The following is a 23,473-nucleotide window of genomic DNA, read 5'->3' as shown; positions in this document are numbered from 1 at the left end:
ACTTACTTACGAATATATTAATTTTTCTCCAAAAAAGGGATACCTAAAATAACCTGCTATTTTTATCCTCTATTTTTTGTCTTACCTAATCTTTGAGTACTACCTATTTTTAGATTCTAAGTCTATTAACATCATTTATTAAGATTAACAAAAAGGATACATCATGTTTAATACAACAACTGGCATGGTGACGGTTACGGCTGCACTAAGCAATATCAAAACTAATACAAATAATACAAAAATACATAATAATGGTTCTGCTATTGTAAACTCAACTACTACGCATTTTAATCATACTTTATCTACAAGTTACCACCACAAGAACACTAGTTCTATTAGTCATAGCTCACATAATTTGCTTCCTAAATATATGTACAATGGCAATCATCATTTTATGCAGAATTATAATAATCAGAAAGTTAATTCTTCTTCTCTAACATCAAATCATTCTCAATATAATTCTAAAAAAATAGAGAAAGTTACTAATAATAATCACAAATTAGCTAAACCTCAACAAAAAGGTAGCTACTCTACTGCACCTCAGGTCCAAGAGAGAAATAAGTCTAAAGACTCTCACCATAACAAAAAACAGCAAAACAACAATAAAGCTACTTCATCGTTGGGTCATAAAAAAGACAGTTATAAGGGTTATGACCTTAAAAAATATATAAAAGATGAATTGAACTACTATAAGGAAGAAGGAAGTTATTATTCAAGTTACAATTCATCTCATGTAAGAAATAAACGTGAAGATATAGAACTCCCAAAGCATTCAGCACAATATGCACCAAGTAATAATTATGTGATAATTGATGAATGTTTTTCTGACACTTGTGCAACGCAAACGCCATCTCAATATCTTGACCAATATAATGTGGATTTTGGTCGTTTTGGTACTTTTAAAGTTAGTGATAGTTATTATGGTAGGAATAGAACAGCAGTTAAAGAACATTTGCAAATAGCTATTGATAAAATTGGCGAAATATTTGGGACTAACCTACTAAATAAGGCGATAACACATGACTGCACATTAAATTTAAGTCCACCACCAACATATTATGGAGAAAGTGGAGTCTATGGTTCAACTCCTTATCCTGGTTATAATAATGCTCAAAAGATTATATGTAACATGAGAGCCTCCTCACACATCAATAGTGATTTTCGGGTACTTGAGCATGAAATGGCCCATGCAATAATCAATGCTATACTTCAAGGTAAAATGGATTCAATGCCTCGTTTTTTTACTGAAGGATTCGCAAGTGCTGTGATGCATTATGATTCAGCAACCCTACAACAAGCACGTATTACTAGTGCTAATAATATAGTAGCAAAGCATAATTGGAATGACTTTTTCGAGCTATTAAATTATGTACAATCTTACCATGCTCACTCTTATAATTATGTTGTAGGAGAGGCTTGGTTATTGTTTTGTAATCATCAATCACCAACTGCACTACAAGAATACTTTCATACAATAATTAGAGAAAAATTTACATCTACATTTTCAGTTTCTGTAAGAAATTTAATTGGTATACATAAGCTAGAAGCAAAATGTAGTATGAACGATTTCAAATCATGGTTACAAAATCCCGATACAAGTAAAGGAAATGATAGACAGGAACCCGATAAAACAACTAACAATAAAGATTTTGTCCTCACATGCAATTCTAAAGGTACACCTAACACTTATACTTGTAACCAACAACCACATATAATTAAAACTATAGAAGATTATATTGGCAAACCTTGTTCTTTAGTAAAGGAAAATGATTGTTTACGTCCTGGTGACCGTATCATAGTCCCGGATAGAGAGAAAGTAATAGTCATAAAACAACAACAAGATGGAATAGCCCTTATACAGGCAACACCTTACTCAATTATAAAATATCAATGTGGAAAAGGATGGGAGAGTTGGTTAGAGCATACTATAAAACCAATTTTACATACTGATAATTTTAACGATTGTACTGAAGTAGATAAATGGACCAACTATATTGTTGGGGAAATAAAAAGATGTTATCAAGTACCATTAACTCAAGAGGATTATAAAATACTACCAAATGACCTCGTTCAGCCTCACAATAGTACTACTCCTGAATCAGAAAATACTACAGAAACTCCATGGTTGTCAATAGTTGGTGGTATTAGCGGAATATTAGCATTATGTGGTGTTGGTGGTTTTGTTGCATATAAATGTATAAAGAAAAGTTCAGCAAAGACAAATCAAGATGATTCTGAAAAAGGAGTAGAATTAAAACCATTAAATCCTGGACCATCAAGAGGAGATGATATGCTTAAGTTCATACAGGATTATAATCAGCAGGCTTTAGAACATGACAGGAAAATGCAAGATATGCATCTAGAGCAAATCAGATACCATGCACAAAAGAATAATGAGTCTGGGATGTATCAGTATGCTCTAGAGCTCACTGGACAAAATATTGGTAACTACGACGATGATTTTGGAGGAGATATGTAATAAAATCTGTGTAAGTTTTAAAAAAAGAAGTTGCAAATTGTTAAATTTGCAACTTATCTATAATTTAAAAAACTTATATAAGGCAAAGAAATTAAATTTAATCTAACAGATAAGGTAATAGAAGAAGTAACAATATGGCAAAATAGAGCTTTCCCTTTCTACATTTATTTTTGTTAAATTGTTGCGTAGATCATTTTCCCCTGTCATCCCGTGATTTATTCATGGGATCCAGTTAAAAATACTAATAAAATTAGTATTTTTTATTATTTTCTGGATCTAGTTCCCAAGCAACTAGATGACACCTATGGTGCTTTTGAATCCACGCAACAAATCCTTCCTGCAGAAGCGGGAATCCAGAAAAATAAACATAAAAGCAGCAAGTTTTTAAAATTAAAAGCTTAGGTATCTTGCTTTATGCTGGATTCCCGCCTATGCGGGAATGACATTAAAGCCAACCTACATCATCTCAAAAGGGCTAGAGAAACTTAAGTAATTACCGCTTATAACTACTTCATGATTCATAATAACCGGTTGGTTTACTGTTCCATGCCCTATCCCTTCAGCTCTATAAGTCTTAATATTTGGAATATGGTTTAGACAGAAACTTTTTATAGCCAATTCTATATTTTCATCCCCGCTAGTAAAATCACCAAAAATTATCGCCTCTATTCCATCAAATATACCGGCATTCTTTAGCTGCACCAAATTACGATGAATTGCATAGCCTTTTTCGTTGACGTCTTCAAGCAGCAATATATTGTTTGTTTTTAGATTAACGGAAGTTCCAATTAGCTTGCTAAAAACCGTTAAATTGCCACCTAGTATTTTTCCCTCTATAGGATTGTCATTAATTTTATTTATTGGCGAAAGAGCAATTCTACTATCTTCACCTTTTAGAACATTTAGGATAGAATTAATATCTTGATTTACAGGATGTAGAAACGAAGTTAAGACCGAGCCGTGAATAGTTGGAATATTATAATGACCATTAAAAAGTAGATGCAGTGCTGTAATATCACTATAACCTATCAGGATTTTATCACCTTTTTTTTGTATATTAAAGCAATCTTCTACAATCTCACTACAACCATACCCGCCACGAAAAGCCCAAATTATCTTAACTTGCTCATTTTCCATTGCCTCTTTAAACATTCTAAGCCTTTCAGCTTTTGGAGCAACAAAAAATGGTAGCTCATCCCCTACCAATATCTTATCATCTACTAAGGTTTTAAAACCTTGCAAATTTAGCATTTCAATTGATTTAGCTAACCTATCTTGTGCATCAGGACAACCTGACGCCGGTGCTATAATTGATATAAAATCTTGTTGTTTATTAAAAATAATTTTTTTCATGTTTTTTATACCGTTCCTAGCTCTAATGTATATCCTATAACTTCATATAAACATTCTTCTTCATTAAAAAAATGATTTTCTTCTTCAAACTCCTTTGCAACTATTTCAGCATCACTATAGGCTTCATCAGTAATAACATTAATAATTAAATCAACTTCATTATCATTTAATAATTTAGCTCCTTTATTAGTTTCTAGTATTTTATTTACTTGCTTTTCATGAACATCATTCATAGCAGTATTTTTCTTAATATATAACCTACCAGGTACTAAGTCTAACGCTTGTGTAATTTGGCTTGAAGATTCCCCGCCAATAACTACTATGCTTTTTTCATTTTCTATAGCTGCACCTAAATATCCTTTAAATACACTTGGCTTTCCAAATACAAAATTCTCAAATTTTACTTTTTCCTCTGCTTCATTATCTAATATGCTTTTTACTCCTTTTAAAAAAGCTTTACTAACTAAATCAATATCACTATTTTTTTCATGTACTGGAAGTTTTACTTTATCAGGAACAGCCTTAGGATCATATTGACCGGTTCTAGGTCCATTTGTCACTAAAAGCATCATATTTTTTAATTTTACAATTTGAGCTAATTGCTCACCCAATTTATAAGCTTCTTCTTGGGTATAAAATTTTATTTTTCCATTTGAATCAGGAGCATCACCTGATAGACAGGTAAATATATAACCGTTAGAAGAATCAGGAATTAACTTTTTATCAGCTAAATCTCTATACTCCTTTATACAATCCTCTTTTGTAAGAGTATGAGGTATGCCGGTAGTTTCTATTAACTTAACCTTTGCTTCTTGAATTTGTTTGATTTGCTCTTGATTTAAAGCATAAGATGGCAATACTATATTATCTAAAATCTTTAAATTTTCTGTTACTTCATTTATTAATTGATGACCACTCCAAATAAATTTACTACTGCCTTTGTTAGAGTTTAAAATAGTAAATGCTTTAATACCATCAAGCCCTGCACCTATAATAATTACCTGATTTGGATATTTTTCTATCTGATTAGAATTTAGCTTATCGATTTCCAAATTAACTGTATCAATCTGTAAGTTTTCCTTTTGATATTGTTGTTTTAAAGCCTCAGTAATTGCTAAAACATTATCGTTATCACCCTTATATTGCGTGCTAAGTAATGCTATAAGTAAAATTGTTTTCATATTTGTTTGTTTTTTTATTGTTTAATTGTCGTCCCGTGGCACATGACTTCAAAAAGGCGTTCAGTGTCATCCCGTGGCTTGGGAACTAGAGCCAGTTAAAAATACGTTAGTATTTTTTATTGTTTTTTTGGATACCGCTACAAGCTTGCGGTATGACATTAAAGGGGCATAGTAAACACAAAAGCCGTCTTCCCCTGTTTATCATTTTCTGCCCAGATTTTGCCACCATGCAGCTCTATTACCTTTTTACACAAGGCAAGCCCCATTCCTCTACCACCTGCAGGTGTTCGGGTCTTTGAGCTTACGACAAACACACCAAATATACTTTGTAGTTCCTCTTTTGGTACACCTATTCCATCATCTTTGATAGTAAATAAAATATTATTTTCCTGCTTTTGTAAATCAATTTTTATTATACCGTCATTACAATAGCTAATAGCGTTAATTATCAAATTATCGAATGTATGGCTAATATAATGAGGATCACATTTAAATATTATATTTTCTTCAATCTCAGATATAAATTCTAACTTCTTATTATTCAAGTATAGTTTTTTACATATTTTAATTCGCTCATGCAATAGCTCACTTAAATTTATGTTGTCTTTATTTAATTCATAACCAAGACTAGATAGTTTTGAAAAATCTAAAATATTACTTATCAGACTATTTAATCTAATAGAACTTTTAGCTATTATCTCTACTGCATTACGGCGTTGATCATCACTAAATCTATCGTAATTAGCCCATAAAGTTTCACCAAGGCTAATAATACCGGTTAGCGGCGTATTTATTTCATGGTTTATATTACGTAGAAATTCATGTTTTAAATCAAGTAATTTCTCTAGTTCCTGCTCTCTAAAGCTAACCCTATCCCCTAAATGAGTATTTTTTAGATTAACTAATCTTTCCTGTTCTTGCCTTGGTCTTAAGAAAACAATTAACAAACCACTAAATAAAGTAATGAAATATATCACTTTGAACTGAAAACTATCTATATTAACTAAAAGCTTCTCATCCATAAAATATTTATAAAACTCTATGCTGACAAATACGCCAATAATAGTCATAAGCAAGGTAGTATGCCATCTAAATAATGTCGCAATTATTAGCAGGTTAATTATTGAACTCATCAATTGTAATTGATAGAAGTTGCTTGATAAAACAAGCAAACTACTAAAAAATATCAATATCCCGAAATTAGCAACAAACCAGAATAAGGATATGATATATTTCTTCTGAAACCTCAAAGGCCATAGCGGGTAAGTAATTAATATTGCAGAAGTTACAAGCGTACAATGATAAATAATATTATATATATTTAGATGGTTCATTATCCTACTGTTAGGCATAAGATATAATGATGAAAAAATAGAGATTAAAATAAATATCCCAACATAGCTATAAGTGATTTCCTGGCGTGGTAATGTATTATTCCAATATACTAAAGGATTAAAATTCTTGATTAAGCGGAATAAACCCAAGAATTTTCTTCTTCGCTCTTGCTTTATCAGCCTTACACTTAGAGGCTCTTTTAACGAACCAAAGCCGCCCGGCTGTTTTAAAATATAATGACTACCAAGGAAAAAGATTAAGTTTATGATCGCAGCCGGCAAGATCGGATAAATTCCTATAATCTGCCTTAAAGAAAATAGCTGCCATACTATGATTGTTAACAATGCTGCTACCGCACCAATAAAAAAGGTTTTAGCAGTTGATTTAAAGCCGTATATCAAGAGAATCAACGGCAAGGTAATTATAGGTAAATATATACTTGTAAGTAATAAGAATATATTAATTAGGTCTTTCGTATAAAGCGAGATAACGAATCCTATCAAACCTATGATAACCGCAGTTACATAGCTATATCGCAACGAGGTTTTTTTACAGATATCATTAATAAAGCTTACTGTTGCAACGTTAATATAAGAGTTAGTGCTTGAGATTATCATTGCCATAATAACGCCAACTATTAAGCCTTTAAATCCTATATAGCTTTTAGTAATCTGAGAAAATAATTGACTACTATCGACAGCATTTTGGGAAAGCAATAATATCGCAATCCAAATGAATAAGACAGATAAACAAAGGCAAATAATTGCTGAAATAAAAAAGGTTCTTGATATCTGGTGTATATCCTTTGCCATCAATATTCTTTGAAAAATCGAAGGACCAAGCGATGGAATTGCAAAATATATAAAGATATTTAAGGATATCCAAAATTTAGGGTTAGTATAGTTAAATATCATCCCTAAATCGGTAAGATGATGTTGCACATTTGAGTCGATAGAAATAGTAGGATCGCTAAAAACATTCCACACTATAATCCCTATTACCGGAATAACGGCACTATAGGTAAAAAACTGTACGGCTTCAGTAAAAGTAACGGATTTAACGCCGCCGAAAGCCGAATAGCTTATTATGAAAGTCGCTAAACACAAATTCACATAAAAATTTGAAATACCAAAAAATAACTCTAGTACTAGACTAGCTATATGAAACTGGATGGCAATCCTGCCTATAGCCATTAATATGCTAACAATAGAGGTAAGACCACGAACTTTATTGCCGTAAGCGTTCCCCATTATTTCGGCTACTGACCTACTACCTAAAAAATGCTCGAAACGAGGAGCAAGGAAATAGGCAATTAAGAGCCAACTAACAACACTACCGAGTATGCTAGGAAGCAAGTAAAACAACCCGTCAATATATATTCGTGAATTATTGATTAGGAAAGTGCTAGTACCAATCCAAGTAGCAATCAAGGTTGCGACTATTGTACCGGTCGAGAAATTTCTTTTTCCAATCGCATATTCCCGAATATTCTTTATATTTTTAATATCCGCAAATCCAACGATTAAATTAATCGCTAAAAAACTAGCAAAAATAAGAATGTCTATATTTGGCATAGAGTTAAGTTAATTTTCTATGCGATAATAATCACAAAAAGTAAAACAAACAATAACTTTGTGGGGTTAAAGGGTAAAGTAAGTATTGGAGGTAGTTTTATTAGTTATAAAATTGGTTTCATCCTAGCTACAGTATTGCTCGCATGAATCGAAAAGCACGTACGCTGTCATCAACTATGTTTTAAATTAAAAAGAAGAGATTTTAATTTAGCATTAGCGATGACAATAATTTTACGCATTAAAGCGGTAAGAGCGACCATTTTCTTTTTACCATTGTTAATGAGTCGCTCATAAAAGAGTCTTAAACCAGAAGTCTTGCTATTACGGGCTGACATAGCAGCAAGGAATAGTATAGCTTGACTCCTGCTCTACACCATGTCCTACCTTTCTATATCCTTGATATTTACCACTATCATTAGCTTTTGGAGCAAGCCCTGCAAGAGAAGCAATCTGCCGTCTTGTTAACTTCCCTAACTCCGGTAATAATATTAATAACTCAAAAGCAACTATATTACCAATGCCATTTATCTCTTTCAATATCTCATGCTTTGCTTTTAACAGCTGATCTGATGATATAATCACTTCTACCTGATTAGTAATCTCTGTAATTTGATTACTTAAAACATCTATCATATTTATACAGCTATTTTTAACAAACTTATCTGTATTTGCTTGTTGTAATCTATTCTTTTCGGCAACTAACATTTGCTTTAAATCATTCCGTCTTTGTACTAACCGAAATAATTGTATATTTTGTTTTGATTCAGGCTTAAATACTTCAAGCTTATCTGCTCGCTCCTTACCATATAATCCTAATGCTTTAGCATCTAACTTATCTGTTTTTGCACTATTACCATATGATCTGATAAAATTCTTTACCTTTCTTGCATCTGCTCTATGTACTACATAACCTCTTTCACATAAGCTATACAATAACTCTAGTTCATATCCGCCTGTTGTTTCAACTACAGTTAGAGAGTTTGCTAAAATATCCTTATTATCATTAATAAATTCAAATATACCGAAACTTGTATTCTCATATTCTTTTGTATCTTTTATGCCCTCTATTCCTACTACAAAATTATATTTTCCTATATCAATTCCTATATGTTTGTGATATTTTATCATATGTACCTCGAGATTTTATATTGTTTAGGATTGTAATCGGGCGTGCTTATCGCATCCCTTCCAACTATTCAAACTTCTCGAGAGTCGGGCTATAGTACCTTGATGACTCCGGTCGTATAAAACCTACTATACCGTGACGGTCGCTTATGCCCGCTTAATACCCTATATCATTATATAGGGTATTAACACTCTCTTATAAATGTTTATATTACATTTATAACTTATATTATATCACTTTCTTTTCTTACAATACCGTGGCTTGCTAACTAGATCCAGAAAATAATAAATAATACTAATTTTATTAGTATTTTTTAGCTGGACCTAGTTAGCAAGCCACGGGGTGACAGGTAAGAAAGAACCCATGCAACAACGCCGAATAAATCACGGTATGACAGGGGAAAATGATCCACACAATAATTTTAATTTAATCGTACGGGTTAAGATTAGCAACGCCTAGACTATCCACTATTTCTTTTTCAAATTGTTGTATAGCAATTAAACATGAAGCAAAATCTAATGTTTGATCTGTATAAATTTCAGATGAAATTTTTTTAGCATTTACTGATTCTTGAAACATTTTATTGCAAATAGCTTGTTTTGTATTATTAAGGTTATTATTAAATAAAGGTGGTCTATGCTCTAATAATTCTTTAAAAAAAGGTGCTATTTGCTTTGTGTCATTTACCTTACTGCCATTACTTACTAAATTTATCAGTATCTTTTCATTTTCTTGTTTTTTAGATGGATTTAAATAAGGTTTGAAAACTTCATTATTTAAAATATCAAATCTATAATTAGCTATCCATTCTAATGCACTTCTGTATGCTTCCTTACCATTCCAATCTTTTACATAAAAATCAAACTTTTTATTTTGATCATAATTTTGTAAAATAGAAGTCAAATTATTATTACCCAATTCCAATAACCAGTGTAAAAATGGAGAAACATAAGTATTTGAAGTACTTAAATCTTTTTCTAATGTGTCTTTAATATTTATTTTTTCTTCATGCTTAAATATTTGTTCAATTATTTCATAACATTTTGTTATAGCATTTTTAATAATAGAATTATCTATTTTTTGGGCTTTAGAATTACTAATTAAAATACCTATTTTGCTAATTACATTATCTACAAATTTACTAAATATTTCTGAAGATAAATTACTAGCATCTTCTATGATATTTTTAAAAGCTGCTAAATAATTCTCATTTTGCAATATGATGTTATATGTATTTAAATTATTAATTTGTATTCCTAAAGGAATTAAAACTTTAGCTAATTCTATTTTTTGCTCTATATTTAAATGCCCCACTTCCATTGTTACATCAAAAGCATTACGGATAAGTTCTTGTTCATCCTCTATCAAATTAGGGTGCTTGTCTAACAAATCCTTAAGCTTTTCTGAGACTCCTCCCCAAGCAAGCCATATTGCTGTGCTGTTATTGTTATCATCTCTTCCATTCCAGATTGCATTATCATATTCGTGCATTTTATTATATGCAGTTTTGATACAACTTTTTAATATATTTAATCTGTCTTTTAATTGCTGTTGAGAAGTGGAAGTTAAAGATAATACCGAATTCATAAAACATAAAGCTTCTAAAGTATTAACGTTCTTCGCTGCATAAGAAAATTGTTTATTGTTAAAATTTAATGTAAAAACGATATCTCCTCGCTCGTTTACGTTCTCTCTTGTTAATTCTTTAACTGCTTCAGTAAAATTAGACTCTTGTATAAGTTGAAAAGTTGTGGTCATAAAAACTCCGAGATTTATATTAATTTAATACACGGAGATATAACAAGCTGTCAATATATTCTTAAAAAATCAATCAATTTAAAAATCACCCATATTTTCATCACATAGCAATCCTAGAGTCTTAACCATATTTAGGCTTTCTTCTATCTCTGTTTGGAATTCTTTAGTATCCTCTTTATCTTTATATAAATTTAAAACTTTATCCAAAGACTCTTCGAGCTCATCAGATAATTTTTTATTTATTTCAGAAAATATTTTTATTAATTTTATTAAAATTGGCAAATAACCAATTGACAATTTTGTCTTTTCTTCTAAGTTTTTTCCTAGATAATCAGATGCTAACATCAAGAAAGTTTGTATATCTTTTTGATTTTCCGGTAACATAAAGTCTTTATTTTTTATTAAATCAAATCTTTCATAAATTGCTTCTAATTCTTTATCAAATTCATCTGTAAGTGCTGGCATAATTTTTACTTCTCATTATTGCTATTTAAATTAGTTATATATAAAGTTAATAATAATCACCTAAACCTAAAGCATCCACAATCTCTAAACAATTATCTATATCTTTTACAAAGTCTTCTGAATCAATAAAATTATCTTGAATGTCAATTAGTAGATAAAACAATGATTTATTAAGTTCTTGCGGTATTATTATCTTCTTCTCATCAAATAATTCTATCAGTATTTTAAGAGGATGAAATTGCTCTTTAGAAATCAAATTATAATCATTTAATAATTGAGCAAAATCATTAGATACTTCCTGTAACTCTAAATTAACTACTTCTTTATTATTTAATATTTCACTAATTTCTTTATTTTTTTCAAAATTATCTATAATTATTGGCATAATTTTTACTCCTCATTATTATCTAAATTAGTTACACCTAAAGGCAGAGAAGAAGGATCATATAAACATGATAATTGAACTGTTAAAATTGTAATAGGATCAGGTATAGAAATAGACTCTTTAAAATTCTGTCTCACACAATATAAATAAGATTTGATAACATTCATCAATACAAGATTTGTTATTATCTGAAAATACTGACTCAAAAAAACTTTTACATTTTGCAGTCAATTCTTCATTATTAATATTTTCTTGTATGGCTAAATTAATGATATCTTTTATTTCCTTTTTTAGCTCCGGCTTAAGAGTACTAAATGTAGGCATATATTTTCATTCTATGTTTGTTGTAAATTTATATATTTGGAGTTTAGATATTCAAATAATTCCTTCAAATGATCCTTCAACTCCAAAACCTGACGCTTTACGCCCCGCAAAAGGAGCTTTAGCATTAGCCGGCAGCGGATCATTAATCGATATCATACCGAAATCAAGCTTTGTTGCCATCATCTTAGCAACGCTTAAATTCTGCGAATATACATATCCTTGCAAGCCATATTCGGTATTATTAGCACGCTCTATTACCTCGTCTAAACTCTTAAATTTATAGCAAGCAATTACCGGACCGAATATTTCCGTTTTAAAGATATCCATATTATCTAAACAATCAATAATAATAGTTGGCTCAATGAAATTATTATTAGCCTTACCACCGCAAATTAACTTAGCCCCTCTATTTTGAGCATCGGCAAGCAATTTTTGGATTTTCTCTATAGCAGCAGAATTAATTAGTGGACCTACATCCGATGCGTTATCAAATCCGTCGCCTGCTTTAAGTTTGTTAAATTTAGGAGTTAGAATTTCTATAAATTTTTCATATATAGATTCTTCTACAAATATTCTATTAGGGGAAGTGCAAGACTGTCCGCTATTTCGAGTCTTAGAAATAACCAAATCATCTGCGACTTTTTCTAGATCATTATCAGCTGTTATAATGAAAGGAGCATTACCGCCAAGCTCTAAAGATAAACGCTTTACAGTATTTGCCGAAGCTTGATATAGAATTTTGCCAACATTTGTAGAACCAGTAAACGATAATTTACGCAGTCTAAAATCTTCACAAAAAGCTTTACCGATAATGTTAGAATCACCAGTAATAACGTTAAACACTCCTGCCGGCAATCCGGCGTCGTAAGCTAACTTTGCTAGTACTAAAGCCGAAAGCGGTGTAAGACTTGACGGCTTTAATATAACGCTGCAACCGGCTGCTATTGCAGGAACTACCTTGCGGGTAATCATGGCATTTGGGAAATTCCAAGGTGTTATAGCAGCAGCTGGACCAACAGGCTCATAATGCGTAACGATTTTATGATTCTTGTTATTGCCAGGCTTTACAACAGAATGAATATTATGAATTGCATATGTATACCAATTAATAAAAGATGCCCCATATAGGATTTCTTTTTTTGATTCAGCAAGTATTTTCCCCTGCTCTAAGGTTAATATATGACTTAGCTCATCAATATTTTCGATCACTAAAGCATGCCATTTGCGTAGAATCGCTATTCTTTCCTCAAAAAAACTTTGCGACCATGCTGAAAAGGTTTGCACTGTGTTATCTATTGCAGAATTAATTTCTGATAATTCCAAATTCGGCACAGTTGCAATTTCTTTTAAAGTCGAAGGATTAACAACCGAAACTTGCTTTGAAGCAGTTATAAACTTCCCGTTTACATAATTCTTGCCGGTAATACTTGCTAGTAAATTCATATATCCCTCACTAATATTAATATTTAACTTTAAGGCTATATAATAATACTAGCAAGGGAAATGTTAATAATTAAGCAACGTATTCGGATATCCCGATAGTTTCTACCTCATGATTTTCCGTTCCAATAGAAAATGGTTGTCCATTCATATGAAATTCATTTCCTTCACTAATATTAACTTCACCTCCAATAAATACATCGCCGGCTTTTACTCGTGTTATCAATTTTAGCTCCTCCGTAATTATTTCAAATGTCATTACTTTTTGCTCAATATTATCTATATATTGCTGAAGTTGATGCATCCCTGTAGGATCATTTAAGCTAACATGAGTAAACCCTCCACGTGTAGCGACTTGTTCAAAAAATTCTTGGTTATAATATTGACCAAATCCTACAGTATACATATTAAATTGAGGATTTTTTATTACTTCACTCGTAACATCGACTACATCCTTTTCAGTAACATTACTGTTAGTTCCCTCATCTTTCCCATCGGTAAATACTATAAGGGTAGAAGACTCATCAATTTTTCCTTTAAAAGACTCTAAAGCTTCTTTAATAGTACCATATAATTTTGTATAACCATTTGCTTTTAAATTATTGATATAAACTTTGATATCTTCAATATTATTTTCCTGATTTGAAAATGATCGTGCTGTACTTTCGTCATTAAAAACTACTATATTAATTTGCCAATTGGGAATTTCAGCTAATTTATCTAATATTTTTAATATATTATTTTTGTAAACGCTAAAATCTTTTTCCATACTACCGCTAATATCAATTAATAAACTAATATTATGAGCGTAATTATTTTCCCCATCTAAAACTTTTGGATTTTTTGGAGCAAACATAATAGGAAACTTTCCTTCTTCATTCCAAATAAAACCATTAAATATTGGTAATAAATATTTTAACAAATATTGTTTATCAATAATAAATCCATCCTTTAAGTCAGAAGCAATAATAGGAGCTTTACCGTCAGCAGTATAAACTTGCACGCTTTGTGCTATTGCCCCATTATTCATAATAAAGTTTAGAGAATTTTCTTCATTAGAACTAATTTGCGTTATTAATTGAGAAAAATCAGTAGGATGGTATATAGCTTTTTGAAAAGGAGTTATATCTTCTTCATTTACTAAAATTTTTGATAGAGACTTTTCATCTTTTATAGTAGCTTGTAATAATTTAAGCGTTGCTTCTTTTATATCTTTTTTTATCGGATTTTTAAAACTGAGCTTCCCTTTACTTACCAATAATTTTTCATCAAACTCAATTCTTAATTTATCTAAAATATTATCAATATTATTTTTTTGTATAAATTTAGGAGATACGATTTTATTTAATAATTTACTGATATCTTTATCTAATATATCAGCATCATATGTGTATTCCTCCAATTTCTCTATATTATTTTTTTCGCTATTAAATAAAGCATGTATGACATTTTTCTTTAATGCTTCCTTATCATCCAATAAATTACGTAGATGCTCTAAATCTTCAGCACTAATTTTAAAAATAACTTTACTATCAGTTACTGTTTCTACTTCTATTCCTTTCGCTCCTAAAGCTCTCAAAAAAATCTGCCATTTTTGTTCCGGCATCTTATGTTGTATAGGCATAATTCCTCTTAATTTAATGGAATAAAATTTCTAATTTTATCCAAAAAATAATGCAAGGATAATTATTGAGAAATATTAACTATTTTTTATTAAAACTTGTATTTTACTAAGTGCTTATTTCACTAGACTTTCAAGTAATTTTATAATAAATATTAACTTTTTTCTTGATTATTCTATAATTCCTAATATACTGCAACGCTGATTATTAAAATGAATAAATAAGTAGAATTATGATAATAGCACTAAGTAAATTAACAAAAAATTTTTTCAATTCGTTTGGAAGAAACAATTCTTTTAAACCTGCTTCTTTTAAGGCTAATGATGAATTTATATTCGGTGAAGAGAATATAATTGAATTTAATAAAGTTGAACAATCTAAAAAACAAAATATGACTTCTGATAAGGTAAAATTTTTTATTATTGTTAAATTAAAAAGTATACTTCCTACTACCTATTTAAAAAAAGCTCTAGATACGATCTCAGATGAAAGATTATTAAAAACTACTATTTCAAATCACGATTTACCACAAGTGATGCAAAATATCTTTATTGAAAAAAATATCCCGATATATAATTTATATCACAATACAAGTTATATTGAAGATTCTATGCCTCTTATTGAAACGTTAGGTATTGATGATGTGTATTGTTCTAAAGCAATATTGGTTTAAAGTTTTAAATATAAATAGTAAATTATTGCTGTAATTTGCTATTTATGACGCTTATTTTAGCATCAGGTGTGCGGATATAAAGCGGCTCTATAGCACTATTTAACTCCGCCTTATTTGCAAGTAAGCTTGCTACATATCTACAAATAATAAATGCTTTAACTCTAGCAAAGCGTGGCAGAATTATTATATTCGGCAGATTTTTAACTTGAGTATATATAAATTCAAGACCGCTACCGCAACAAACTATATTCCCTTTCTCGTTCTTAAGTAGTTCTATAGCATAATCAAAATCTATTAATAACGGTTCATTTGTTTTACCTGATCTATCAAAAATCTGTAAATAAAGCTGACTACGATAGGCGTTTAAGAATACATATATTTTATCATAATCTTTAACCTGCCCTATAGCTCTAAAATAAGCATGCTCAAAATTACTAACCGCCACACCTTTAATATTCTTTTTGGCAAATAATATACCCTTAGCTACAGCAAGCCCTATCCTAATTCCTGTAAAACTACCAGGACCGTTTGTTACTGCTAGATAATCCAGCTCATCATACGAACACTGAGCAGCTTTCATTACTTGTTCTATCATCGGCATTAGATTTTCTGCCTGCATAGACGGGCGTAATTCTTCCGCATACGCTAAGATATTGTCGTTATCTGAAAGTGCTACCGATGCCGTATTATTTGCCGTATCAAATGCTAGAATTTTCATGAGTTATAATGACTAAATTTATATACCGCAGATACTTCAAAAGTTGGTAAGTCAAATAAGCGGTGAGTCTGCGGAACGTAGATAAACTACGTGAGCAAAGACGAGTCCCGTAATTTGGCTTATCAAATCTTGAAGTATCAAAGGTATACTCCTGTAGAACCGAAGCCGCCACTACCTCTTGCAGTCTCTTCAAGAGTTTCGCTTTCTTTCCATGATATACGCTCATATTTTGATATTACCATTTGAGCAATTCTCATACCTTTTTCTATAACAAAGTCATCTTTACCTAAATTAATAAGAATAACTTTTATCTCACCACGATAATCAGCATCAATAGTACCAGGGGAATTAGCAACTGTAATGCCATTTTTGGCGGCAAGCCCTGAACGAGGTCTTATTTGTGCTTCAAATAATTCCGGCAGTGCAATAGCAATACCGGTTGGAATTAGCTGTATTTCGCCTGCTTTTATAGTTATAGGTTGCTCGTTTGCTGCCGTTAAATCCATACCAGCACTATGATCAGTAGCATATTCAGGCAATTTGCCGAAAAAATTATCTAATTTCTTAACTTTAACTTGTGTTATAGTCATGTTACTTTATATCAAATTTATCGTTAATAATCTTATTTTCAACTGCATTAATTAAGGAGTCAGCAAAATTATCAGTTAGTATTTTACTTGCCATACCAAGCTTCTTTTTAATCCATGGTTGTTTAGCACAAAGATACTGAAATTTAATATTATCACCAAATTTAGCTTTCATAGTACTATACATATCGCCAAGGTCATCAATTAAACCATAATCAAGAGCTGTTCGTCCTGCCCAGAATTCGCCATTAAATAAAATATCGTCTTGTTGAGTTAATTTACCAACTCTTCTTGTTTTTACATAATCAACAAAATGCTCATAAACTTGCTTTTGTAGATCTTTAATAATTTTTACATCCTCTTTATTAATAGGTTTGAAAGGATCTAAAACTGCTTTATTTTTCCCCTCTGTATAGACTCTTCTTTCTATTCCAAGCTTATTAATTGCTTCATGAAAGCCAAAGCCGCTTGAGACTACACCGATACTACCTATAATCGAGCTATGCAAAGCATATATTTGATCACCAGCACAAGCTAGCCAATAGCCGCCCGATGCTGCCATATCTTCTATAAAACTATAAATTTTGATTTTATGCTCTTTAGCAAGCGTGCGGATACGTTTTGCAATAAGTTCCGATTGTACAGGCGATCCACCTGGGGAGTTGATAATCAGACATAAAGCTTTTAGCTTTTTTATTTTAAAAGCTTTTTCTATTAGCTCATTTAGCGACTCTAAAGTAAGCCCTGACTGCACAGTACTAACTTTACCTATAACGCCGTTTAAACGTAAAACGGCAACTACTTCTTTAGAATCACCAAAGATCGAGGCAAATAATTGCTCTAATTTACTTATTTGAGGTTTAGCTATTATTGGTTCAAACTCTGCATTCGCAATAGTTGATTTATTTACTTCGTTCATTATCTTGCTCATTGTTATCTTTTGGTGTTTCTTCAACCGGTGCTTCTAAAGGATTTATTAGATCTTTTACTGTTCCTTTTTTTATAGGTTACAAAGGTTTTGCTGGTTTATTCAAAGATTGCCCATTATAGCTATTTTTAGGTTCTGGATAATTTCCTGGTATAGCAGATAAAATAGTTTCCCTAATTTTTTCATCATACCAATTAGTATTACCTATAAAACTAGTTACTATTTTACCATTTGGATCTATTAATATGCTTGTAGGTAAACTAATTACTCCTAAAGCCTTAAATAGCTGATTTCTATAATCTTGATAAATTGGTAAATATCTTATCTGGTAACTTTTATAATACTCTATAATAACTTTTACGTCTTGATAATCTTCTGAAACCGGAATCACTGAGAAAGGCAGCTTTCTAAAATCTTTCTGTAATGTATCAAGATCGGGCATCTCTTTTACACAATTAGCACTCCAAGTAGCCCAAAATACTAATAATATAGTTTTTCCCTCGAACTGATCAAGAGAATATTGATTTTTTTCTTCATCAAAAAAAATTATATCATCAGGAACATTAGAACCATTCTTAGGATTTGCATAAATTTTAGGAGTAAAAACTATTATTAATAATAAAAATACTGTAATGGTAAAAAAATATTTATTATAATTACTTAAACCCATAAAATAATTTATTATTATAATGAAAAAATTTGATTTCGTTGTACTTTTACTTTTATGCACTATGTTATGTAGCTGCGGCATAAAAAAACCTTTAGAACCACCGACTGATGTGTCATCCTGCGGCTCGATCTCGGGATCTTAGGATATATATTTGTAATACGAAATCCCGTGGAAAAGCCAATAGTACCGGATAGTTTTATTCCATGTCATTCCTAGCTAGAAGCGGGAATCCAGCATAAAGCGAGATAAATCGAGCTTTTAGTTCTTAAAGCTTGCTGTATTTATGCTTTTTTTTTCTGGATTCCCGCTTTCGCAGGAATGACATATAAGGTCACCTACACCTGAATAAAATATAACATTTTTTTAAAACTGTCCTGTATTATTGGTCAAGCCACGGGATGACATTATATCAATATCTCTTCAATGTCGCACCCTGTAATACTAAGTCAAAACAATATGATCGTAGATGTTGTTGAGGCTCAATCAAAGCGGGATTAATCTCACCACATTCATTGCTACATATATTTTTATTAGATAGATCTAAACGTGTTTCTAATGTTTTAAGATCGGCATGCTCTACTCTTATATTAACACTTTTTAGATTACCAACAGATTTATAAGGTAACATACTGACAAAGTAATACTCACCTTTATTATTAGTGGTAGCAGTACCGCTACCAGTAAAGCTAGAATCTTTTTTACCGGTAAATCTTCTTTTATCAACACGTGTTTTTAAAGGTTCATAAGGATATTTACCGCCGCTACCTGCTTGCCATAAATAAACTTTAGCATCTGCAACGGGCACACAATTCTGATCCAGTACTATTCCTTTAATTATGACTTTTTCACCATAAAATCTAGATATCTGCCCTGTCTTACGTAATAAATTATTGGTAGGCTCAAAAACTTTTGGTTCATAATCATTAAATATATTTCTTGTAATTTTACAACGATTAAGCTTATTAGGATAGCCTTTGGAAGCAGCAAATATATTTAATGTCCAGAAACATAAAAAACAAAATATAAATTTTTTCACTTTTCACCACTTTATTTTTTGTTATTTTTCGTCATTGCGAGGAGATGCGTAGCATCGACGCAGCAATCTGCCGTCTTGTTAACTTCCCTAACTCCGGTAATAATATTAATAACTCAAAAGCAACTATATTACCAATGCCATTTATCTCTTTCAATATCTCATGCTTTGCTTTTAACAGCTGATCTGATGATATAATCACTTCTACCTGATTAGTAATCTCTGTAATTTGATTACTTAAAACATCTATCATATTTATACAGCTATTTTTAACAAACTTATCTGTATTTGCTTGTTGTAATCTATTCTTTTCGGCAACTAACATTTGCTTTAAATCATTCCGTCTTTGTACTAACCGAAATAATTGTATATTTTGTTTTGATTCAGGCTTAAATACTTCAAGCTTATCTGCTCGCTCCTTACCATATAATCCTAATGCTTTAGCATCTAACTTATCTGTTTTTGCACTATTACCATATGATCTGATAAAATTCTTTACCTTTCTTGCATCTGCTCTATGTACTACATAACCTCTTTCACATAAGCTATACAATAACTCTAGTTCATATCCGCCTGTTGTTTCAACTACAGTTAGAGAGTTTGCTAAAATATCCTTATTATCATTAATAAATTCAAATATACCGAAACTTGTATTCTCATATTCTTTTGTATCTTTTATGCCCTCTATTCCTACTACAAAATTATATTTTCCTATATCAATTCCTATATGTTTGTGATATTTTATCATATGTACCTCGAGATTTTATATTGTTTAGGATTGTAATCGGGCGTGCTTATCGCATCCCTTCCAACTATTCAAACTTCTCGAGAGTCGGGCTATAGTACCTTGATGACTCCGGTCGTATAAAACCTACTATACCGTGACGGTCGCTTATGCCCGCTTAATACCCTATATCATTATATAGGGTATTAACACTCTCTTATAAATGTTTATATTACATTTATAACTTATATTATATCACTTTCTTTTCTTACAATGCCGTGGCGGCATTGGTGCGTGGATCGAAAAACGCCCTCGGTGTCATCCCGTGGCTTGACCACGGGATCCAGTTAAAAATACTAATAAAATTAGTATTTTTTATTATTTTCTGGATACCGAGGATATTGATATTTCTAGTTGTTTTTCTGGATCCTGTGAATAAATCACGGGATGACAGAGGGGAGAATGATCCACGCAGGCAATGCCTCCTCGCAATGACGACTCCCGATCTATACTATAATCAAATTAAAACAATTATTCATATTAATCAAATTATTTTTATTCTCATTTGATTATTAAATAATTGATTGTTATAGTAAATTTAATTGTAATACTAATATTATTAATATGCAAAAACTTCTATCTTTAATAATTGTAGCTTTAGTACTTTATAATATAGCAAAGTTAAAAATCTCTTCTGATGATAATAATGCTACGATTATAGAACAAGCAAGTGTAAATAACTCAGCTAATAACGAAAATCAAGTTAGTATTAATAACGATCCTCCTGTCTCTCTAAATGGCAATTTATTTGAACGAACAATTTCCAAAATAGTAATTAATGCTCTTAAAACTGAGGAAGGTAAAGCATTCTTCGAAAATATTTTGCAGCCATTAAATAAACCTATAGATACTAAAGATTATACTATTCCTGTACATAAAGATTTAATAACCTCTCTATTTAAAATTAATACAATTGGTACTGGGAACGTTGGTCCTGCTTCTTGTGGTCATGTAGTTACAGTATTTTATCAAATATCGGATATGAGTAATAATTTAATCTCAGAAGATACGAAAACTTTTACTATAGGTTCGGGTGCTGTAATGCTTGGTCTTGATAACGTAATAGTAGGAATGAATGTAGGACAAGCAAGAGAGGCTATTATTCCTGCTAAATATGCTGCTAGTGTTGGTGCTAATAATGATAATGCCGATAGTGCATATAGAGTTAATGTAATGCTCAAATCTATATTACCACAAAATTTTATTAACAGTAATGAAGTTAAAATTTATGATAATGAAATAGCTTATCGTATTCCTTTATTATGTGGTGAAAAGATAGCTTTTAATGCTAAAATTACTCGCCTTGCAAATGGTGAAGTGTTATACGACTCAAAAGCTAAAGGGCAAAAAGTCGATATGAAAATCGGTGATATTACCTATCCTTTAATTTTTTCTTATGCTTTGCAAGGTAAAGTACCGGTAGGTACTCGAACTGTTATTGCAAAAGGACAGACTTTTAAGGCATTAGGGTCTAATATAAATAAGATAATTTCACAAGAATCATTACCTTTAAATGAATATCTAATGCTTGAAATTAATGATTTTAAATAATAAATATGAAACAACGTAAAATATCTGATATTAAGAAACAAAAAAATTATATTTTATTATCTGTGCTTGTTATTATGATAATTATTGTATATCTTGTAGCTTTAATAAAATTTGCAGGGTAAATTTTATAATTATTAAAGATATGAAATTTAATTAATATGTGAGACCGTTAAAAATTTTGTAAACAAAAATTTGTTTTAAACTTTATTTAAGCTGGGAGTTTAATATGCAAACGAATCAAAAGAATAAAAATATTATTATATTGGCAAGTTTAATATTTTTATTAATAGCAGGGATAAGTCTTTTTATTTCAGCAAATAAAAATTCTAATAATAATGAAGAGATACTAGAAATAAAAATAGTTATAAAGGATCATAAATTTGTTCCAGACATAGTAGAAGTGCCAAAATCTACTAAAATAAGATTAGTTATTCATAATGAAGATGATACTGTAGAAGAATTTGAAAGTCATGATTTACATCGAGAAAAAATCGTGATGCCACATGATTCTATAAAAATTATACTTGCTCCTTTAAAGCCGGGAAAATATGATTTTTTTGGAGATTTTCACCAAGATACAGCACAAGGTTTTTTAATTGTTAAGGATTAAGTAAAAATATGTTTAAAATTGCTTTAATAGTATTTCGTGAATGTTTAGAAATATCTTTGTTAATTGGTATAATACTTGCAGTAACAAAGCATATAGAAAAATCACGTATTTATATTATTGCTGGTGGAATGCTTGGGGTAGTATCCGCTTCAATTTTCGCCTTTTTTACTCGTAAGTTATCTTTATCTTTCGGCGGCATGGGGGACGAATTATTTGACTCCGGAATTATGATATTGATCACTATTTTACTTAGCTGGACAATAATATGGATGCAAGGCTATGGAACAAAAGTTAAACAACATATAAACAATATCTCAACAAAAATCCATGAAGGTAATTCCAGCTATTTAATGTTGGTTTTTTTAGTCGCTAGCACTATATTGCGAGAAGGTACAGAAATTATTATTTTGGTATATAGTATTTCTTCAGTTGAAACTATAACAAGTAGTAACTATATACAGGGCTTAATCATAGGTGCTACAAGCGGCTTTCTACTTGGTCTAATAATATGTTTTGGTTTAATTAAAATAGCCAATCAAAAATATATTTTTAAAATTTCTACTATATTATTAATGTTGATCGCAGGTGGTTTTGCAGCGAGTGCGGCAGGAATTTTAACCTCATCTGGTTTAGTTATGTTCTTATCTGATCAAGTTTGGGATAGCTCTTGGTTAGTAGCAGATAGAAGTATGATAGGTAAAATTTTACATATTGTTACTGGTTATATTGCAAGACCTAATGGTTTACAAGTGCTTGCTTACTTTACCACTATATTATTAATAAATATTTTCATACAAGTGCGACTAAGATACTCTAAAAATATCTTAGCACCATTACCAAAAAAAAATACACAACAAATAAGTTAAGAAATATCAAA

General features: G+C 30.7%; 23 protein-coding genes and 1 pseudogene. 6 read left to right on the top strand and 18 right to left on the bottom strand.

From position 1 onward, the window contains the following. The first annotated feature begins 163 nt into the window (after nt 1-163). Nucleotides 164-2,479, top strand: a complete 2,316-nt coding sequence (locus tag RBE_RS01765) for a hypothetical protein (RefSeq protein ID WP_011477035.1) — start codon at nt 164-166, stop codon at nt 2,477-2,479. A gap of 456 nt (nt 2,480-2,935) precedes the next feature. On the opposite strand, the gene RBE_RS01755 is transcribed toward RBE_RS01765, so the two are convergent. The 12 genes and pseudogenes from RBE_RS01755 to RBE_RS01705 form a co-directional block, all read right to left on the bottom strand. Beyond that, a complete protein-coding gene (locus RBE_RS01755; RefSeq protein ID WP_011477034.1) occupies nt 2,936-3,832 on the bottom strand; it encodes an LD-carboxypeptidase in 897 nt (298 codons plus the stop codon). 5 nt (nt 3,833-3,837) lie between these two features. Next, complete coding sequence (locus RBE_RS01750) at nt 3,838-5,013, bottom strand: hypothetical protein (protein WP_011477033.1); 1,176 nt, start codon at nt 5,011-5,013, stop codon at nt 3,838-3,840. Between the two features lie 158 nt (nt 5,014-5,171). After that, nucleotides 5,172-7,922: a sodium:solute symporter family transporter gene (locus RBE_RS01745; protein ID WP_011477032.1), complete on the bottom strand. Its 2,751-nt coding sequence runs from the start codon at nt 7,920-7,922 to the stop codon at nt 5,172-5,174. Nucleotides 7,923-8,092: 170 nt separating this feature from the next. Continuing rightward, the gene (locus RBE_RS09080; RefSeq protein WP_011476965.1) at nt 8,093-8,257 is read right to left on the bottom strand and encodes a hypothetical protein; all 165 of its coding nucleotides are present in this window, start codon (nt 8,255-8,257) and stop codon (nt 8,093-8,095) included. After that, nucleotides 8,244-9,050: an IS110 family transposase gene (locus tag RBE_RS01735; protein WP_011476976.1), complete on the bottom strand. Its 807-nt coding sequence runs from the start codon at nt 9,048-9,050 to the stop codon at nt 8,244-8,246. Before RBE_RS01735 ends, RBE_RS09080 begins: the two co-directional genes overlap by 14 nt. Nucleotides 9,051-9,474: 424 nt before the next feature. Then, nucleotides 9,475-10,806: a hypothetical protein gene (locus tag RBE_RS01730; protein ID WP_011477031.1), complete on the bottom strand. Its 1,332-nt coding sequence runs from the start codon at nt 10,804-10,806 to the stop codon at nt 9,475-9,477. A 78-nt stretch (nt 10,807-10,884) separates the two neighbouring features. Next, nucleotides 10,885-11,271, bottom strand: a complete 387-nt coding sequence (locus RBE_RS01725; protein WP_011477030.1) for a hypothetical protein — start codon at nt 11,269-11,271, stop codon at nt 10,885-10,887. 46 nt (nt 11,272-11,317) lie between these two features. Continuing rightward, on the bottom strand, nt 11,318-11,656 hold the full coding sequence (locus RBE_RS01720) for a hypothetical protein (protein WP_011477029.1): 339 nt from the start codon (nt 11,654-11,656) through the stop codon (nt 11,318-11,320). A gap of 5 nt (nt 11,657-11,661) precedes the next feature. Next, a complete protein-coding gene (locus RBE_RS09450) occupies nt 11,662-11,793 on the bottom strand; it encodes a hypothetical protein (protein WP_266105172.1) in 132 nt (43 codons plus the stop codon). Beyond that, on the bottom strand, nt 11,777-11,980 hold the full coding sequence (locus RBE_RS01715; protein WP_012152101.1) for a hypothetical protein: 204 nt from the start codon (nt 11,978-11,980) through the stop codon (nt 11,777-11,779). Before RBE_RS01715 ends, RBE_RS09450 begins: the two co-directional genes overlap by 17 nt. Before the next feature lie 11 nt (nt 11,981-11,991). After that, nucleotides 11,992-13,423: pseudogene (locus RBE_RS01710) on the bottom strand (NAD-dependent succinate-semialdehyde dehydrogenase). Nucleotides 13,424-13,493: 70 nt separating this feature from the next. Continuing rightward, a complete protein-coding gene (locus RBE_RS01705; protein ID WP_011477027.1) occupies nt 13,494-15,044 on the bottom strand; it encodes a vWA domain-containing protein in 1,551 nt (516 codons plus the stop codon). Nucleotides 15,045-15,274: 230 nt separating this feature from the next. Here RBE_RS01705 and RBE_RS01700 point away from each other — a divergent pair, with 230 nt between their 5' ends. Further along, the gene (locus RBE_RS01700) at nt 15,275-15,715 is read left to right on the top strand and encodes a hypothetical protein (protein ID WP_011477026.1); all 441 of its coding nucleotides are present in this window, start codon (nt 15,275-15,277) and stop codon (nt 15,713-15,715) included. A gap of 22 nt (nt 15,716-15,737) precedes the next feature. Here the strand turns inward: RBE_RS01700 and tsaB are convergent, their stop codons facing one another. The 4 genes from tsaB to RBE_RS01680 form a co-directional block, all read right to left on the bottom strand. Beyond that, complete coding sequence (gene tsaB, locus RBE_RS01695) at nt 15,738-16,433, bottom strand: tRNA (adenosine(37)-N6)-threonylcarbamoyltransferase complex dimerization subunit type 1 TsaB (protein ID WP_011477025.1); 696 nt, start codon at nt 16,431-16,433, stop codon at nt 15,738-15,740. A 137-nt stretch (nt 16,434-16,570) separates the two neighbouring features. Beyond that, nucleotides 16,571-17,023: a dUTP diphosphatase gene (dut, locus tag RBE_RS01690; RefSeq protein ID WP_011477024.1), complete on the bottom strand. Its 453-nt coding sequence runs from the start codon at nt 17,021-17,023 to the stop codon at nt 16,571-16,573. Nucleotide 17,024: 1 nt separating this feature from the next. Next, a complete protein-coding gene (locus RBE_RS01685; RefSeq protein WP_011477023.1) occupies nt 17,025-17,939 on the bottom strand; it encodes a S49 family peptidase in 915 nt (304 codons plus the stop codon). Between the two features lie 88 nt (nt 17,940-18,027). Beyond that, nucleotides 18,028-18,618, bottom strand: coding sequence for a TlpA disulfide reductase family protein (locus RBE_RS01680; protein WP_011477022.1), 591 nt, complete (start codon nt 18,616-18,618; stop codon nt 18,028-18,030). Nucleotides 18,619-18,637: 19 nt separating this feature from the next. On the opposite strand from RBE_RS01680, the gene lptM reads away from it, so the two are divergent. After that, nucleotides 18,638-18,760 (top strand): LPS translocon maturation chaperone LptM, encoded by a 123-nt coding sequence (gene lptM / locus RBE_RS09685; RefSeq protein ID WP_408011359.1) that lies wholly within the window; start codon nt 18,638-18,640, stop codon nt 18,758-18,760. 267 nt (nt 18,761-19,027) lie between these two features. On the opposite strand, the gene RBE_RS01675 is transcribed toward lptM, so the two are convergent. Both RBE_RS01675 and RBE_RS01670 read right to left on the bottom strand, forming a co-directional pair. Beyond that, nucleotides 19,028-19,654 carry a dioxygenase gene (locus RBE_RS01675; protein ID WP_011477021.1) on the bottom strand — a complete coding sequence of 209 codons (627 nt, stop codon included), beginning with the start codon at nt 19,652-19,654 and terminating at the stop codon, nt 19,028-19,030. Between the two features lie 31 nt (nt 19,655-19,685). After that, nucleotides 19,686-20,399 (bottom strand): IS110 family transposase, encoded by a 714-nt coding sequence (locus tag RBE_RS01670; protein WP_011477020.1) that lies wholly within the window; start codon nt 20,397-20,399, stop codon nt 19,686-19,688. A 600-nt stretch (nt 20,400-20,999) separates the two neighbouring features. Between RBE_RS01670 and RBE_RS01660 the strand changes: the two genes are divergently transcribed. The 3 genes from RBE_RS01660 to RBE_RS01650 all read left to right on the top strand — a co-directional run bounded on the left by RBE_RS01660 (nt 21,000) and on the right by RBE_RS01650 (nt 23,462). Beyond that, entirely contained in the window at nt 21,000-21,986 is a 987-nt protein-coding gene (locus RBE_RS01660; RefSeq protein ID WP_011477019.1) for an FKBP-type peptidyl-prolyl cis-trans isomerase, read from the top strand. A 226-nt stretch (nt 21,987-22,212) separates the two neighbouring features. Beyond that, the gene (locus RBE_RS01655) at nt 22,213-22,596 is read left to right on the top strand and encodes a cupredoxin domain-containing protein (protein WP_011477018.1); all 384 of its coding nucleotides are present in this window, start codon (nt 22,213-22,215) and stop codon (nt 22,594-22,596) included. A gap of 8 nt (nt 22,597-22,604) precedes the next feature. Further along, entirely contained in the window at nt 22,605-23,462 is an 858-nt protein-coding gene (locus RBE_RS01650) for an FTR1 family protein (protein ID WP_011477017.1), read from the top strand. The last annotated feature ends 11 nt before the right edge of the window (nt 23,463-23,473 follow it).

Source organism: Rickettsia bellii RML369-C (assembly GCF_000012385.1).
Lineage (GTDB): Bacteria > Pseudomonadota > Alphaproteobacteria > Rickettsiales > Rickettsiaceae > Rickettsia > Rickettsia bellii.
The sequence above is the reverse complement of the archived record's forward strand: the minus strand, read 5'-3'. Positions and strand labels throughout refer to the sequence as shown.